The organism is Streptomyces sp. NPDC048514, from assembly GCF_043199955.1.
Classification (GTDB): Bacteria; Actinomycetota; Actinomycetes; order Streptomycetales; family Streptomycetaceae; genus Streptomyces.
Genome location: NZ_JBICWT010000004.1, coordinates 486,407 through 501,324, shown reverse-complemented (window position 1 = coordinate 501,324; position 14,918 = coordinate 486,407). Strand labels below are relative to the sequence as shown.

Here is a 14,918-nt window from a genome sequence, read left to right as displayed (position 1 = left end):
AGGACGAGGACAGACGTGCCTACCGGCAAGGTCAAGTGGTTCAACAGTGAGAAGGGCTTCGGCTTCCTCTCCCGCGACGACGGCGGTGACGTCTTCGTCCATTCCTCGGTTCTCCCCGACGGAGTCGATGTGCTCAAGCCGGGACAGCGTGTGGAGTTCGGTGTCGTCGCCGGTCAGCGCGGCGACCAGGCACTGTCGGTGACCGTGCTCGACCCGACGCCGTCGGTCGCCGCCGCCCAGCGCAGGAAGCCCGACGAACTGGCCTCGATCGTGCAGGACCTGACCACCCTCCTCGAGAACATCACGCCCATGCTCGAGAAGGGCCGCTATCCGGACAAGGCCTCCGGCAAGAAGATCGCCGGCCTGCTCCGCGCGGTCGCCGACCAGTTGGACGTCTGACCCCCGCCCCGCGGAACGGACACGTCCCGGGCCCTACGGGAAAGCGAGCGCCGTAGGGCCGAGGGGCGGCAGGAGTCCCTCGGCCGCCGCACGGGTGAGCAGCCCGCGGACCGCCGCGTAACCGTCCTCGCCGAGGCCGGCGGTGAACTCGTTGACGTACAGGCCGATGTGCTGGTCGGCGACGGCCGGGTCCATCTCCTGCGCGTGCGCCATGACATACGGCCGGGAGGCCTCGGGATCGTCCCAGGCCGCCCGCACGGAGGCCCGGACGGCCTCGGCGAGCCCGGTCAGCACATCGGCGCCCAGCGAGCGCCTGGCGATGATCGCGCCCAGCGGGATCGGCAGCCCGGTGGTCCGCTCCCAGTGCTCACCCATGTCGGCGAGCTTGTGCAGGCCGTAGTCCCGGTACGTGAAACGGGCCTCGTGGATGACCAGTCCGGCGTCCACCTTGCCGTCCCGCACCGCCGGCATGATCTCGTGGAACGGCATGACGACCACCTCGCCGACACCGCCCGGCAGGGTGTCCGCGGCCCAGAGCCGGAACAGCAGATAGGCGGTCGACCGCTCGCTCGGCACCGCCACCGTGCGGCCGGAGAGATCCGTGCCGGCCTCCCGCGTCAGCACGAGCGGCCCGCACCCCCGGCCCAGCGCACCGCCGCACGGCAGCAGCGCGTACTCGTCGAGGACGTACGGCAGGACGGCGTACGACACCTTCAGCACGTCGAACTCGCCGCGCTCGGCCATGCCGTTGGTGAGGTCGATGTCGGCGAAGGTCACGTCCAGCGCGGGCGCGCCGGGGACGCGGCCGTGGGCGAGGGCGTCGAAGACGAAGGTGTCGTTCGGGCAGGGTGAGTACGCGATCTGCAGGGTCTGCTGCTCACTGGTCGTCATACCGATGTCCAACTCTCCAATACGGGCGCGAGCTTCCCGAAGGCCTCGGTCAGGGTGGTGAGGGCGTCGCCGATGCGCCAGGCGGCACGGTCGCGCGGGCCGACCGGGTTGGAGACCGCGCGGACCTCCAGCACCGGCACCCCGTGCGCGGCGGCCGCCTCCGCCACCCCGAATCCCTCCATGCCCTCGGCGAGCGCGCGGGGATGCCGGGCGGTCAGCTCGGCGGCACGGGCGGCGGTGCCGGTGACGGTGGAGACGGTCAGGACGGTGCCGGTACGGGCACCGGTGGCCTCGGACGCGAGGCGCACGAGCGACGGCGGAGGCAGGTGGGTGATGGTCCCGAATCCCAGTTCGGTCACCGGGAGGAAGCCGTCGGCGGTCTCGGCACCCAGGTCGGCCACGGTGATCGCGTCCGCGACCACGAGCGAGCCGAGGGGCGCCCCGGGCGGGAAGCCGCCGCCGATCCCGGCCGAGACGACCAGGCCGTACGGCGTGCCGGCCAGCGCGGCGGCGGTGAGGGCGGTGGCCGTGGAGGCGGCGGCGAGCGCCGGGCCGACCCCGGCGGCCAGCAGGTCGCAGCCCGCCGCCGTACGGCGCAGCCGGACGCCCGGCGGCCGCACGTCCTCGGCCGCCCCCGTGAACGCCTCTGCCACCGCGTCCCGTTCGGCGGGGACCGCGGTGGCCACGAGGACGCGCAGGGAGGTCGTGATCAGGCCTTCTTGAGCTTGAAGGACCACACACCCTTGGCCGGGTTGCTGCCCATCTGGATCAGGACCGTGTTGGTGGCGCCCTGGGTGCCGTACTGCTCGTTGAAGAACGCGCTGCCGGGGATCGTGCGGTAGGTCTTCTTGCTGGAGTCGGTGAACTGCCGGCCGTTCACGAGGAGCGTCCAGCCGGCGTCGGCGATCTTCGGATCGACGCCGAAGCGGACGGTCTCGTCCTGGTCGACCTTGATGGACTCGGCGGAGTCGGTCTTCTTGGCACACTCCGTCAGCGACTTCGTGTCCAGTGCCTTGCCGTCGTTGTAGCAGACCGCCTCGGAGTTGACCGAGTCACGGCCGACGGTGACGGTCGCGACGGGTGTCGGCTTGTCGCAGGCGGACAGGACGAGCAGTCCGGCGGAAACGGCGCCGGCGGCGGCGACGGCGCGGCGGCGTCGCACAGCCTTGTGTGCATCAGCGGCTTCGCCGCGGGGCAGCGTGGTCATGACGGAAGGCTATCGGGCGCCCGGAGCCGTCCGCCCACGTGGGGTGCGGCGTGCCCGGTTCGTTACGCCAGCTGTGCCGGTCTCGCGGCGGCCGGTCCCCGTCCGTTAGGCCACCCGGGCCCGGGTCCGGCCGCCGTGCCGGGCCGAGGCGAGGAGTCCCTTCAGGGTGGACAGCCAGCCGACGGCCACGAACACGGCGCCGACCGTGAGGCCGAGAGCGCCGTTGAGCGGCATCACTATGCCGACGGCACCGCCGAACACCCAGGCCATCTGCAGCAGTGTCTCCGAGCGCGCGAACGCCGAGGTGCGCACCAGCTCCGGCACGTCCCGCTGGATCAGCGCGTCCAGCGCCAGCTTCGCCAGCGCCTGCGCGAACCCGGCCACCGCGGCGAGGCAGGCCACCAGGAACGCGCCGAAGAACAGGGCGGCCACCACCGCCGTGCCCAGCACCACCGCCACCACGGTCACGATGATGATCTCCGGGGCGCGTGATCTCAGCCAGGCCCCCACCGCCGTTCCCAGCGCGTTGCCCGCACCGGCCGCGACCCCCACTATCCCCAGCGAGACCGCCGCGCTCTCCCCGGTCAGCGGGTGCTCGCGCAGCAGAAAGGCGAGGAAGAAGATCAGAAACCCGGACAGACAGCGCAGGGCCGCGTTGGCGCCGAGCGCGTGGGTGACGGCGGGCCCCACGGTCCGCAGCCCCGGCCGCTTGGCCTCCGTGCGGCGCCGCCCGTGCAGGTGCTCCTCGTCGGCCGCGAGCAGTGCCACGTCCTCGCCCTTGCCCGAGTCCACCTCAGGCGGCAGGGAGAACGACAGGACCGTGCCCCCGACGAAGATCACGAAGGCGCCGTAGAGGGGCCAGGGATCACCGACGGAGTGCAGCCCCGCCGCGATCGGCGCGGCGGCACCGGTGGCCAGGAGGCCGGCCAGGGTGACCCGGGAGTTGGCCTTCACCAGCGAGAACCGGGGCGGCAGCAGCCGTGGCACGACGGCACTGCGCACCACCCCGTAGGCCTTGGACGCCACCAGCACGCCCAGCGCGGCCGGATACAGCTCCAGGCCGCCGCTCGCCACGGCACCCGAGATGATCAGCGCGAGCAGCGCCCGCGCCAGCATCGCCGCGGCCATGGCGGCGCGCCGCCCGTGCGGCAGCCGGTCCAGGAGCGGACCGATGACGGGGGCGAGGAGGGTGAAGGGCGCCATCGTGATGGCCAGGTAGAGGGCGACCCGCCCGCGCGCCTCGTCGGTCGGCACGGAGAAGAACACCGTGGACGCGAGCGCCACGGTGATCATCACATCCCCCGCGCCGTTCACCGCGTGCAGCTCGATCAGCTTGCCCAGCCCCGATTCGCCCGCGCCGTGGGCGTGCGTGGCCTTGCGGATGCCGCGCGCGGTGCCGGTGACCGGGAAGTGCAGGGCACGCCCGACGGAGCGGACGGTGTCACCCACTCGAGCCGCACCGCCGCCACGACCACTCGTCTTGTCCGCGGCTGCCACGACGTTCATAGTGCCCCGAGAAGGCGGTCGATAGTGCGGTTACGACGCGTGTGGCGGCGAACGGAGCCGATGACGCACCGTGTTCCCGGGGCGCCGCGCCCGGCGCGGCCCCCGCCGGGCCGCCGGGTGTGGCGTGCTGCCGGGCGGGAAAACCTGCCGCGTAGCGGTAACGAATCCCGTTCGGTGTAGCGTGCGTATCTCAGCCATAACGCAGAATGGATGGCAGAGGTGCGCCCGAGCGCGCGGAAGCAGACGTCGATGCGGTCCCCAGGTCCGCTCCGTCGGCCAACCCGCCGGAGGCAGCCGCACTCGATGAGACGGCGTAGGAGAGAAGCGATACCTGTGAGCGCAGCGACCACGCGAAGCCGCACCCCCGACCGTCTGTGCGCCGAGGCGGTCGATCTCGCCCGCACCGCCGCCGAGGAGGCCGCCGCCCCCGGCGTGGTCGGCGAGCACGCCGGCGTGGTGTCGGAGGGCGACCGCGTCGTCACGCACTTCTTCGAATGCAAGGAACTGGGCTACCGGGGCTGGCGCTGGGCGGTGACGGTGGCCCGTGCCTCCCGCGCCAAGCTCGTCACCCTCGACGAGGTGGTCCTCCTCCCCGGCTCCGACGCCCTCCTCGCCCCCGAATGGGTCCCGTGGAGCGAGCGCCTGCGCCCCGGTGACCTCGGCCCCGGCGATCTGCTCCCCACCGACCAGGACGATCTGCGCCTGGAGCCGGGCTACACGGGTGAGGACGAGCCGGCGCCGGACTCGCCGGTCTCCGAGGAGCTTGCGGAACTGGCGGAGGCGGAGGACGCCGACATCACCGCCGGCACCCCCGCCCACCAGCCGGTCATCCCGTCCCGGGGCTCGATCGCCTCGGTGGCCGAGGAACTGGGCATGCGCCGCGCCCGGGTCCTGTCCCGCTACGGCCTGCACGTCGCCGCGGACCGCTGGGAGGAGTCCTTCGGCGCCCAGACCCCGATGGCCCAGGCGGCCCCGGCCACCTGTGTCTCCTGCGGCTTCCTCACCCCGATCGGCGGCTCCCTGGGCCAGGCCTTCGGCGTCTGCGCGAACGAGTTCTCCCCGGCGGACGGTCGTGTGGTCTCCCTCTCCTACGGCTGCGGCGGCCACTCGGAGGCGGCGGTCATGCCGAAGCCCCCGCAGCCGGCCCAGCCGGTCATCGACGAGACCCGCGTCGACCCCTTCCCGCTCCGCCCGGCCCGCGACTCGGGCTCGGTCCCGGAGACCGGCGACGACGAGACGACGGCGGAACTGGGCCACTCCTGACCGGAGCCGGCACGCCCGGAGTACGCACCGGGCGCCGCGCGGCCGCCCTCGGGCGACGACGCGGCTTCGGGCGGGGTGGCGGCTGTGCCGGGGCAGGCGGTCGCTGCTGCGGAGGGCGCTGGAACCGTGGCGGGGACGCACGGAGTCCCGGGTGACGGTCCGAAGCGGACTTCCGCCCACACCGTCTTGCGCGGGGACGGCCCCGGCGCGGTCCCCCAGCGGTCGGCGAGCGCGTCCACGAGAAGCAGCCCCCGGCCGGTCTCCGCGTCCGGTGCCGGTCGCCCGGGAACCGGGTTCCGGTCGCCCCGGGTGTCGGTGACCTCGATGCGCAGCGTCTCTGCGACGACGTAGAGGGTCAGCCGGAAGTCCCTTCCCGGGACCCGGCCGTGCGTGGCCGCGTTGGCGGCGAGTTCCGCCACGATCAGCGCCGCCGGGTCCAACGGCACTCCCCAGGCGCGCAGTTGTTCCGTCGCCAGCAGGCGGGCGAGACGGGCTCCCCGGGGGGTGGGGGACAGGTGCAGGGTCACGTTCGGGACGTGGGTGGAGATTTCCTGGTTCACATCACTCAGCGTGGCCGCGCGTGCATACCGTGAACAGTGACGGAGCGGTTGCGTACGGTCACTGTCCGGCGGTTGTCCGGCGCTGTCCGGACTGTCGGCGAAGGGGGTGCGGTGTGAGCGAGGAAGAGGAGCCGGGGTGGGAGGTCGACCCGGACGACGACTGGGGGATCGCCGTCATCGCCACGGTGGGTCGCCAGCTGAAGCTGCGGCGCGAGGCGGTGGGGATGCGGGCGGCCGACTTCGGCAAGGCCGTCGGCTACGGCGAGGACCTGGTCTACAAGGTGGAGGGCGGCAAGCGGATCCCCCGCCCCGAGTACCTGGACAAGGCGGACAAGGTCCTGCGGGCGGGCGGGTTGCTCTCCGCGATGAAGGAGGACGTGGAGAAGGTCCGCTATCCGAAGAAGGTTCGGGATCTGGCGGCGTCGGAGGCCAGAGCGGTCGAGATCGGCGTGTACGAGGCCAGCAACATTCACGGCCTTTTGCAGATCTCCGACTACTCGCGTGCTCTGCTGGAGTGCTGGCAGCCCGCATACCCGCCGAGGGATCTGGAGCGAAGGGTGGCCGCCCGCATGGCTCGGCAGTCCATTTTCGAGCGGACACCCGCGCCTGCGCTGAGCTTCGTCCTGGAAGAGGCGACGCTGCGCCGCAGAGTCGGAGGCACAATGGTGCGGCGACAGCAGTTCGAACGCCTGATGGATATCGCGCAGTTGAACAACGTCACGCTTCAGGTGATGCCGATGGACAGTGCTCCTCACCCGGGCATGAGTGGAAGGATCGAGTTGCTCAAGTTCGAGGACGGCACGGCCGTCGGGCGGTCCGACGGCGCGTTCAGCGGTCGTACCGTTTCGAACCTGCGGGAGCTGCGCGTCCTGGAGCTGCGGTATGGCACCATCCGGGCGCAGGCCCTCCCTCCCAGGGAGTCGCTGGCCCTCATTGAGCACCTGCTGGGAGAAACATGATCCGCTGGTTCAAGAGCAGCTACAGCAGTGGTCCCGACGGCGACTCCTGCGTCGAAGTGGCCCTGGACTGGTTCAAGAGCAGCTACAGCGACGGCAGCGACCCGGGCGACTGCCTGGAAGTCGCCCTGGATCAGGCGCCCTCCCTCATCCACATCCGTGACTCCAAGCAGACCGGCGGAGCCGTTCTCAGCGTCGGTCCCGGGACCTGGGCGGAGTTCGTGGGGTACGCCGCCCGGCGCTGAACTACCCCGCGGTCAGCTCGGCTTCGTGCACGGTGTGCAACGCCGCGTCCGGGCCCGTTCGTTCCAGGCGCAGGTGGGCCGCGCGGGCGCGCAGCGTCAGGGTCATGAGCTGGTTGCCGAACCACGGCCCGCCCCGCTTGCGCCAGGTGACCGGAGGCCGCTCGCAGCGGCCGTGGCGGGTGAGCAGGCGGCCCAGGGCGCGGGCCGCCGCGCTCCAGCCCACGCGGAAGCCGACGCGCATCATCAGCGGCACGGAGTTGTGCACGGGCGAGCAGGTGAGCTGGACGACGGGGATGTCCGGTCCGCCGGAATGCCAGGACGCCCGCGCGAGGTAGCCGTGGTGCACGTCGCCGGACAGGACGCACACGCTCGCGGGGCCACCCGGCGCCGACCCGGCCTCGGCTATCACCGCGGCGAGGTCGGCGAAGGAACGGGGGAAGGCAGCCCAGTGCTCCAGATCGGCCCGGCGCCGCAGGTACTCGCCGAAGCGCGCCCAGCGGGCACCCCGCTCACCGGTGCACAGGGCCGCGTCCCAGGCCTCGGTGTCGTGCACCAGGTGTGGCAGCAGCCAGGGCAGGGAGGTGCCGAGCAGCAGGTGGTCGTAGGAGCCCGGGTCGGACAGCACCTGCTCGCGCAGCCAGTCGGCCTCGCCGGGGTCGAGCATGGCGCGGCGGTCCTCCTGCAGGACCCGGGCCGCGCGGGAGTCCACCATCACCACCCGGACCCGGCCGAAGTCGCGCCGGTAGCTGAAGCGGACCGAGGCGGAGTCCGCGTCGGCCCGCTCGGCCAGGGCGCGCACCGCGCCGGTGCCGTCCGGGGCCGCGTGGACGGCGGCCCAGGTGGGGTCGTCGGCCAGTTCGGCGGGGGACAGGTTGCCCAGGTGCTGGTGGACCCAGTAGGACATCAGGCCGCTCAGCAGCCGCTCCTGCCACCAGTCGGTGGCGCGCATGTCGGCGAGCCAGGCGGCGGAGGTGTTCCAGTCGTCCACGATGTCGTGGTCGTCGAAGATCATGAAGCTGGGCACGGTGGACAGCAGCCAGCGGATCTCGGGGTCGAGCCACGACTCGTGGTAGAGCCGGCAGTACTCCTCGTAGTCGGTGACCTGGGCCCCGGGCGCCCGGTCGAGGTCGCGGCGGCCGGCCAGCCAGCGGCGGGTCTCCTCGGAGGTCTCGTCAGCGTAGACCTGGTCGCCCAGCAGGAGCAGGACGTCGGGGCGGTCGGCGTCGGGGTCGGCCGCCAGCCGGACGGCGAGGGTGTCGAGGGCGTCGGCGCCGACCGGGTCCTTGCCGTCGGCCGGGGGCGCCGCCCAGCGGCAGGAGCCGAAGGTGACGCGGACGCCGTCGCCGGAGGCGGGCACCCGGATGACGGAGGGCGGGAAGGGGGAGTCGGGCAGCGGCCAGACCGGGGTGTCGTCCAGGAACACCTCGTACGACGGTGCGGTGCCCGGTTCGAGGCCGGTCACCGTGACGAGCGCGTAGTGGTGCCCGGCCACCTGGAAGGTGGGGGCGGTGCCGCCCGCGCCGTTCGAGCAGCGCACCCGCGCGGTGCAGGGCCGGCTCGCCTCGATCCACACGGTCGCGCACGAGTCGTCGGTGTACCTCAGCAGTGGTCCGAGCCGCAGTTCGGTCACGTGATCGCCTTCCTGTCTCGTACGTACGGGCGGAAACGACCGTAGAGACCGTACAGGGCCCGGCGGCGGTGGTCCCCGGCCGGGCAGGTCCCGCGACTGGGTCGGCGCGGGGCGGGCACGTGGAGGGGGAACACGGCGGGGCCCGGCGGGGCGGCCCCGGCGAGCGGCGAGGCGGAAGAGGCACGGTCGTGGCCGAGCACGAGCGGGTGACACAGGACGAAGGGACCGGCGGCACGGGGGAGGAGAGCGGCCTGCTGCGGGGGCTCGAGGTCGACGACCGGCAGCCCGAGCGGCCGATACTCCTGGGCTCCGGGGGCCGGCCGATCGAGACCTGGCGGGAGAACCACCCCTACGACCGCATGGTCGGCCGGCGCGAGTACGAACGGACGAAGCGGATCCTCCAGATCGAGCTGCTCAAGCTCCAGCGCTGGACGAAGGAGACCGGCCGGCGGATCGTGGTGGTCTGCGAGGGGCGGGACGCGGCCGGCAAGGGCGGCACCATCAAGCGGTTCACCGAGCGGCTCAATCCCCGCGGGGCCCGCGTGGTGGCGCTGGAGAAACCGACCGAGCGCGAGGCGGGGCAGTGGTACTTCCAGCGGTACGTGACCCAGCTGCCGGCCCGCGGCGAGATCGTCTTCTTCGACCGCTCCTGGTACAACCGGGCGGGCGTCGAACGGGTCATGGGGTTCTGCACGGAGGCCGAGTACCGGCAGTTCCTCGGACAGGCCCCGCTGTTCGAACGGCTGCTCACCGACGACGGCGTCCTGCTGGTGAAGTTCTGGTTCTCGGTGTCCCGGGCCGAGCAGCGCACCCGGTTCGCGATCCGCGAGGTCGACCCGGTGCGCCACTGGAAGCTCTCCCCCACCGACCTCGCCTCCCTCGACCGCTGGGACGACTACACCGCGGCCAAGGTCGACATGTTCCGGGCCACGGACACGCCGTACGCGCCGTGGACGGTCGTGAAGAACAACGACAAGCGGCGCGGCCGGCTGGAGGCGATGCGCAGCCTCCTCGACCGCTTCGACTACCCGGCCAAGGACCGCACGGCGGTGGGCACGCCCGATCCGCTGATCGTCGGCGCGGCGGACACCCTGCTGGAGCCGGGCGAGGAGCCCACCGCCCTGTCGCCGACGCCGCTGGCCGGGCCGGGGGACGGCCCCGGCACCCATCCGGACCCGCGCTGACGGGCAGACGCACGGACGAGGGGGAGGACGGACCATGGGCACGGTGGTGCACGTTCCGCAGACGCGGGACATGATCGGGGAGGAGCTGTCCGGCGACGAGGCGTTCACCGCGCTGCGCCGCTACGGGGGCTTCCGGCTGCTGCTCGACGCGTTCTCCCGGTTCCGCTACGCCGACGGCTTCACCAACGCACGCGCCCTCGGCTTCCAGATCGTGCTGGGCATGGTGCCGTTCACCATCGCGCTCGTCGGCCTGGCCACGGCCGCGCACACCGAGAGCGTGGGGCGCGTCATCGAGCTGACCCTGGGCAGGATCGCGCCGGGTGCCGGTTCGGACATCATCGAGGACGCGCTGCGCGGCACCCGCCGCACCGCCGGCTCGGACGTGTGGGGCAAGGTCGCGCTCTGCCTCGGACTGGCCTTCTCCGTCCTCAACCTGGCCTCCGCGATGGGCCAGGTCGAACGGGGCGCCAACCGCATCTACGGCGTCGAACGGGACCGGCCCTTCCCGCGGAAGTACGGCAGGGCGCTGCTCCTCGCCTTCGCCGCGGGCGTTCCGATGGTGCTGGGCTTCCTCGTCCTGGTCGCCGGCGAGGCCGTCGGCGCCGCGACGACCGAGGCCCTCGGCCGGCCCGGCCCGCCGGGCTGGTGGGGCGCCCTGGAGATACCGGTCGGGACGGTCCTCGCCTGGGTCGCCTCCGCCGTCGTCTTCCGCTGGTCGCCGCGCCGGGACCAGCCCGGGTACACCTGGCTCGCCTTCGGCTCCGCCGTCCACCTGGTGCTGTGGGTCACCGCGACCTGGCTGCTGGCGCTGTACGTCTCCCGCAGCGGGTCCTTCGGCGCCGTGTACGGGCCGCTCACCGCCTTCGTCGCCCTGCTGCTGTGGGCCAACCTGACGGGTGTCGCGCTGTTCCTGGGCATCGCCTTCGCCGCACAGCTGGAAGCGGCCCGCGCCGGCCTGGGCCGAGCCGTGCAGCCCGACCCGGGCCCGGGTCCCTGACCCCGGCGCGCGACCCGGCCGTACCGCCCCGCCCCGTACCGCCCCTCCCGGGTGGCGCCCGTCCGCCCAACCCGCACGGGCCGGGCCGGGCGCCTCCCGTCTCCGGCCCGCGGCCCGCGCGACGATCAGGACCCGACGATGCGGCGCACGTTGTCGACCGAGCCGCAGCCGGCCTTCAGCTGCCGCTCACGCTCCTCCAGGAAGGCCGCACCCAGCTGCTCGCGCCGGCTCATCGCCACGTTCTCGCGCGCACCGTTGAGGATGGTGCGTTCCTCCTCGTCGGCGTGGTGGTTGACGGCCTGCACCAGGTCCTCCAGCTTCTCGTCCCACTCCTCGGAGCCCACCTCCTCCACCTGCAGCAGCTCCAGGAGGGCCTTGTTGCCCTCGTCGTGCTCGTGCTCGCCGTGTTCGACTTCCTCGTCGTCGATGTCCTTGTACCGCTTGAGGGCGGGATAGACCTCGGCCTCCTCGGCCTGCGCGTGCGCGATCAGCAGGTGCGCGAACTCCTCCAGCGCACCGGCTCGGTCGTCCTCCACACTGCGCATCCGGCGGAAGAGGTCCTCCATGCGCCGGTGGTCCTGAAGGATCAGCTCGACGACGTCCTGTGTCCGGGCCATGGGACAGCGCCCCTTTCGTGCGAAGAGATCGGGCCATCACCGTCTACCCGCACCGCGCCCGGTGATGGCCCGCGGCCGAACGGCCACCACGCCCCTTCGGCCTGCCGCCCGAACGCGCTGTACCTTCGTCCCACGGAGACGAGGAGAGTGAACGTGAGCAGCAAGTACGTGCGGCCGGCGGCAGAGGGCGCCGACCCCTTCGGCACCGCCCGTCTGCGCCGCGGCGTCCTCGACGCCTGGGCCACCAGTCCCGCCCGCTTCCGCGAGGACGCCAACGCCGAGGAGGACCTGGTCCTCGGCGGCTACCGGGACCGGCTCGTGGTCGAGTTGGCCCAGAACGCCGCCGACGCGGCCGCCCGCGCGCAGGTGCCGGGCCGGCTGCGGCTCACCCTCCGCGACGGCGTGCTGGTCGCCGCGAACACCGGCGCCCCGCTGGACGCCGCCGGTGTCGAGTCGCTGTCCACGCTGCGCGCCTCCGCCAAGCGGGACGCAGCGGGCACCCAGGGCGCCGTCGGCCGGTTCGGGGTCGGTTTCGCCGCCGTACTCTCCGTGACGGACGAGCCCGCGATCGTGGGCCGGCACGGCGGGGTCCGCTGGTCCCTGACCGAGGCGCGGGAGGGGGCCGCGGAGACCGCCCGGCACAGCCCGGGGCTCGGTGACGAGGTGCGCCGCCGGGACGGACACGTGCCGCTCCTCCGGCTCCCGTTCGCCGCCGAGGGCACCGCCCCCGACCCGTACGACACGGCCGTCATCCTCCCCCTCCGGGACGCGGCCGCCACCGACCTCGCCGAGCGGCTGCTGGACTCCGTCGACGACACCCTGCTCCTCGCCCTGCCGGGCCTGGCGGAGGTCGTCGTCGAGGTCGAGGACGCGCAGGCGCGCACACTGCGCCGCCACGACGAGGGCGCCGTCACCGTCGTGGCGGACTCCCGGGACGGCACCACCCGCTGGCGCACCGCCTCCGCCCACGGGCCGCTCACGCCCGATCTGCTCGCCGGCCGGCCGGTGGAGGAGCGCCTGCGGCCCCACTGGTCGGTGACCTGGGCCGTACCGCAGGACGAGGGCGGGCGCCCGGTACGGCCGCGCAGCACCCCGGTCGTCCACGCGCCCACGCCCAGCGACGAGCCGCTCGGCGTGCCCGCCCTGCTCATCGCCTCCTTCCCCCTCGACACCACCCGGCGGCACGCGGCGCCCGGACCGCTCACCGACTTCCTGGTGCAGCGCGCCGCCGACGCCTACACCGAACTGCTCGCCGCGTGGCGGCCGGTGACGGACGGCGCCGTCGGCCTCGTACCCGGGCCGCTCGGCAAGGGCGAACTCGACGTAGCGCTGCGCCAGGCGATCCTGGAGCGGCTGCCCCGTACCGCGTTCCTCCCCCCGGCCCTCGACACCAAGGACGACGAGGAGCTTCCGGACGCGCTGCGGCCCAGGGACGCGGAACTCGTGGAGGGCGCCGGCGCGGACACCGTGCGGGTGCTCGCCGAGGTGCTGCCCACCCTCCTGCCGGCCGGCCTGGAACGCCGGGCCGAGCTGCGCACCCTCGGGGTGGCCCGGCTCCCGCTCGCCGACGCCATCGACCGGCTCGCCGGTCTGGAGAAGGAACCCGGCTGGTGGTGGCGGCTGTACGACAGCCTCGCCGGAGTCGACCCCGACCGGCTCTCCGGGCTGCCGGTGCCGCTCGCGGACGGCAGGACCGCCATCGGGCCGCGGCAGGTCCTGCTGCCCACCCCGGACGCCGCCCCGCTCGACCCGGACGTCCTCGGGCGGCTCGGGCTGAAGATCGCCCACGAGGACGCCGCGCACCGGCTGCTGGAGAAGCTGGGCGCGCTGCCCGCGAGCCCCCGGGCGGTGCTCACCACCCCGCAGGTGCGGGCCGCCGTCGCCGCCTCGCTGGACGACGAGGGCGGGGCGCTGTGGGAGGAGGACGCCCCCGACGCGGAGGAACTCGCCGGCACCGTGCTGGCACTCGTCCGGGACGCCGGTCTGGAGCCCGGCGACGAGCCGTGGCTGGGCGCCCTCGCCCTGGCCGACGAGGACGGCGAACTCGCCCCGGCGGGCGAACTGGTCTTCCCGGACAGCCCCTTCGCCCGGGTGATCCGCGAAGGCGAACTGGCCGCAGTCGACCCGGACCTCGCGGCGAAGTGGGGCGAACAGCCGCTGACCGCCTGCGGGGTGCTCGCCGACTTCGCGCTGGTCCGCGCCACCGACGTCGTCCTCGACCCGGACGAACTCGAGCCCCGTGAGGGCGACTTCGCCGAGCCGGACGACGCGGGGCTGCTGGACGCCGTGGACGTGTGGTGCGAGGACATCCTGGACCGGTTCCCGGACAGTCCGGTGCCGCCGGTCGCCACCGAACTCGTCGCCGTCCGCGACCTCGACCTGGTGGACGACGCCCACTGGCCCGAGGCGCTCACGCTGCTCGCCCGGCCGCCGCTGCGCGACGCCCTCACCCAGCCCGTGCGCGTCCTGCTGCCCGACGGCACGCACGAGGTCGTACGGCCGTACACCGCGTGGTGGCTGCGCGGGCACCCGGTGCTGGACGGCCGGCGTCCGGCCGGTCTGCTCGCCGCCGGCGGCGATCCGCTGCTGCGCGGCCTGTACGACGAGGCCGACGCCACCGGGTTCGAGGACGAGCAGGTGCTGCGGGCGCTCGGGGTGCGGACCTCCGTGGCCGCCCTGCTGGACGAGCCCGGCGGCGCAGCCGAGCTGCTGGACCGGCTGGCCGACCCGGAGCGGCCGGTCACCCCGGCCCAGCTGCACGGTCTGTACGGCGCGCTGGCCGAGCTGGACCCGGAGCGGGTGACCCTGCCGGAGGAGCTGCGCGCCGTGGTCGACGGGCGGGCTCAGGTCGTGGACGCGGCCGACGCGGTCGTGGTCGATTCACCCGACCTGCTGCCGTTCACCTCCGGGGTGCCGCTGCTGCCGGTGCCGCCGTCCCGGGCCGCCGAGCTGGCCGAGCTGTTCCAGGTGCGGCGGCTGAGCGAGTCCGTCACCGGAGAGGTGAACTCCGAGGGCACCGAGCACGACGTACCCGACCCGGTGCGGGTGCTGCTCGGGCCGCGGACCCCGCGGACCTACGCCGAGCACGAGGAACTGGTCGTGGACGGCGTCGAGATCGACTGGCGGCTGACCGGCGACGGCGTGCTGCACGCGGCCACGCTGGAAGGGGTCGCCGCGGGTCTGGCCTGGGCGGCGGGACAGTGGCCGCGCCGCTTCGAGGTCGCCGCCCTCCTGGAGGACCCGTCCCGGACGCAGGAGCTGGCCCGGGACCGGTGGTTCGACTGACGGCGAGATCTCCCGGAAAGCCCGGCCGGCTCCGCGGGCGACCTCGTCGACGTGAAGTGAACCGACGCCAGGCAGACCACGCGAGGTAGGCCGGCGTGAGGCGAGCGGCACGCGGCGCCTCTCCGGTTCCGGGAGCCCGTACGGCACCCGGATTCGGAACGTTTCTTCTCACTTCTGC

General features: G+C 73.6%; 13 protein-coding genes and 1 pseudogene. 7 read left to right on the top strand and 7 right to left on the bottom strand.

The annotated features are described in order from the left end of the window. The first annotated feature begins 15 nt into the window (after positions 1 to 15). On the top strand, positions 16 to 399 hold the full coding sequence (locus ACGFT2_RS11000) for a cold-shock protein (protein ID WP_393275885.1): 384 nt from the start codon (positions 16 to 18) through the stop codon (positions 397 to 399). 33 nt (positions 400 to 432) lie between these two features. Here the strand turns inward: ACGFT2_RS11000 and ACGFT2_RS10995 are convergent, their stop codons facing one another. The 4 genes from ACGFT2_RS10995 to ACGFT2_RS10980 all read right to left on the bottom strand — a co-directional run bounded on the left by ACGFT2_RS10995 (position 433) and on the right by ACGFT2_RS10980 (position 4,003). Continuing rightward, a complete protein-coding gene (locus tag ACGFT2_RS10995; RefSeq protein ID WP_393275882.1) occupies positions 433 to 1,290 on the bottom strand; it encodes a 1,4-dihydroxy-6-naphthoate synthase in 858 nt (285 codons plus the stop codon). Then, positions 1,287 to 1,976: a futalosine hydrolase gene (locus ACGFT2_RS10990; RefSeq protein WP_393276330.1), complete on the bottom strand. Its 690-nt coding sequence runs from the start codon at positions 1,974 to 1,976 to the stop codon at positions 1,287 to 1,289. The genes ACGFT2_RS10995 and ACGFT2_RS10990 overlap by 4 nt, the downstream gene beginning before the upstream one ends. Positions 1,977 to 1,999: 23 nt before the next feature. Beyond that, positions 2,000 to 2,497, bottom strand: coding sequence for a DUF2771 domain-containing protein (locus tag ACGFT2_RS10985; protein ID WP_393275879.1), 498 nt, complete (start codon positions 2,495 to 2,497; stop codon positions 2,000 to 2,002). Between the two features lie 105 nt (positions 2,498 to 2,602). Beyond that, the gene (locus ACGFT2_RS10980; RefSeq protein ID WP_393275876.1) at positions 2,603 to 4,003 is read right to left on the bottom strand and encodes an MFS transporter; all 1,401 of its coding nucleotides are present in this window, start codon (positions 4,001 to 4,003) and stop codon (positions 2,603 to 2,605) included. A 333-nt stretch (positions 4,004 to 4,336) separates the two neighbouring features. Here ACGFT2_RS10980 and ACGFT2_RS10975 point away from each other — a divergent pair, with 333 nt between their 5' ends. Next, positions 4,337 to 5,266, top strand: a complete 930-nt coding sequence (locus tag ACGFT2_RS10975; RefSeq protein ID WP_393275873.1) for a DUF3027 domain-containing protein — start codon at positions 4,337 to 4,339, stop codon at positions 5,264 to 5,266. A gap of 143 nt (positions 5,267 to 5,409) precedes the next feature. On the opposite strand, the pseudogene ACGFT2_RS10970 reads toward ACGFT2_RS10975, so the two are convergent. Then, positions 5,410 to 5,826 (bottom strand): annotated as a pseudogene (locus ACGFT2_RS10970) (ATP-binding protein); the annotation flags it as partial. 113 nt (positions 5,827 to 5,939) lie between these two features. Between ACGFT2_RS10970 and ACGFT2_RS10965 the strand changes: the two are divergent. Together ACGFT2_RS10965 and ACGFT2_RS10960 are read left to right on the top strand one after the other, a co-directional pair. Further along, positions 5,940 to 6,785, top strand: a complete 846-nt coding sequence (locus ACGFT2_RS10965; RefSeq protein ID WP_393275870.1) for a helix-turn-helix domain-containing protein — start codon at positions 5,940 to 5,942, stop codon at positions 6,783 to 6,785. Continuing rightward, positions 6,782 to 7,027 carry a DUF397 domain-containing protein gene (locus ACGFT2_RS10960; protein WP_393275867.1) on the top strand — a complete coding sequence of 82 codons (246 nt, stop codon included), beginning with the start codon at positions 6,782 to 6,784 and terminating at the stop codon, positions 7,025 to 7,027. Before ACGFT2_RS10965 ends, ACGFT2_RS10960 begins: the two co-directional genes overlap by 4 nt. 1 nt (position 7,028) lies before the next feature. Here ACGFT2_RS10960 and ACGFT2_RS10955 read toward each other — a convergent pair whose 3' ends face one another. Then, the gene (locus tag ACGFT2_RS10955) at positions 7,029 to 8,657 is read right to left on the bottom strand and encodes an alkaline phosphatase D family protein (RefSeq protein WP_393275864.1); all 1,629 of its coding nucleotides are present in this window, start codon (positions 8,655 to 8,657) and stop codon (positions 7,029 to 7,031) included. Positions 8,658 to 8,845: 188 nt separating this feature from the next. Here ACGFT2_RS10955 and ppk2 point away from each other — a divergent pair, with 188 nt between their 5' ends. Together ppk2 and ACGFT2_RS10945 are read left to right on the top strand one after the other, a co-directional pair. Beyond that, complete coding sequence (ppk2, locus tag ACGFT2_RS10950; RefSeq protein WP_393275861.1) at positions 8,846 to 9,841, top strand: polyphosphate kinase 2; 996 nt, start codon at positions 8,846 to 8,848, stop codon at positions 9,839 to 9,841. A gap of 34 nt (positions 9,842 to 9,875) precedes the next feature. Then, positions 9,876 to 10,838, top strand: coding sequence for a YihY/virulence factor BrkB family protein (locus tag ACGFT2_RS10945; RefSeq protein WP_393275858.1), 963 nt, complete (start codon positions 9,876 to 9,878; stop codon positions 10,836 to 10,838). Between the two features lie 125 nt (positions 10,839 to 10,963). Here ACGFT2_RS10945 and ACGFT2_RS10940 read toward each other — a convergent pair whose 3' ends face one another. Beyond that, positions 10,964 to 11,455 carry a hemerythrin domain-containing protein gene (locus ACGFT2_RS10940; RefSeq protein WP_393275856.1) on the bottom strand — a complete coding sequence of 164 codons (492 nt, stop codon included), beginning with the start codon at positions 11,453 to 11,455 and terminating at the stop codon, positions 10,964 to 10,966. 153 nt (positions 11,456 to 11,608) lie between these two features. Here ACGFT2_RS10940 and ACGFT2_RS10935 point away from each other — a divergent pair, with 153 nt between their 5' ends. Next, positions 11,609 to 14,740, top strand: a complete 3,132-nt coding sequence (locus tag ACGFT2_RS10935; protein WP_393275853.1) for a sacsin N-terminal ATP-binding-like domain-containing protein — start codon at positions 11,609 to 11,611, stop codon at positions 14,738 to 14,740. Positions 14,741 to 14,918 lie beyond the last annotated feature (178 nt).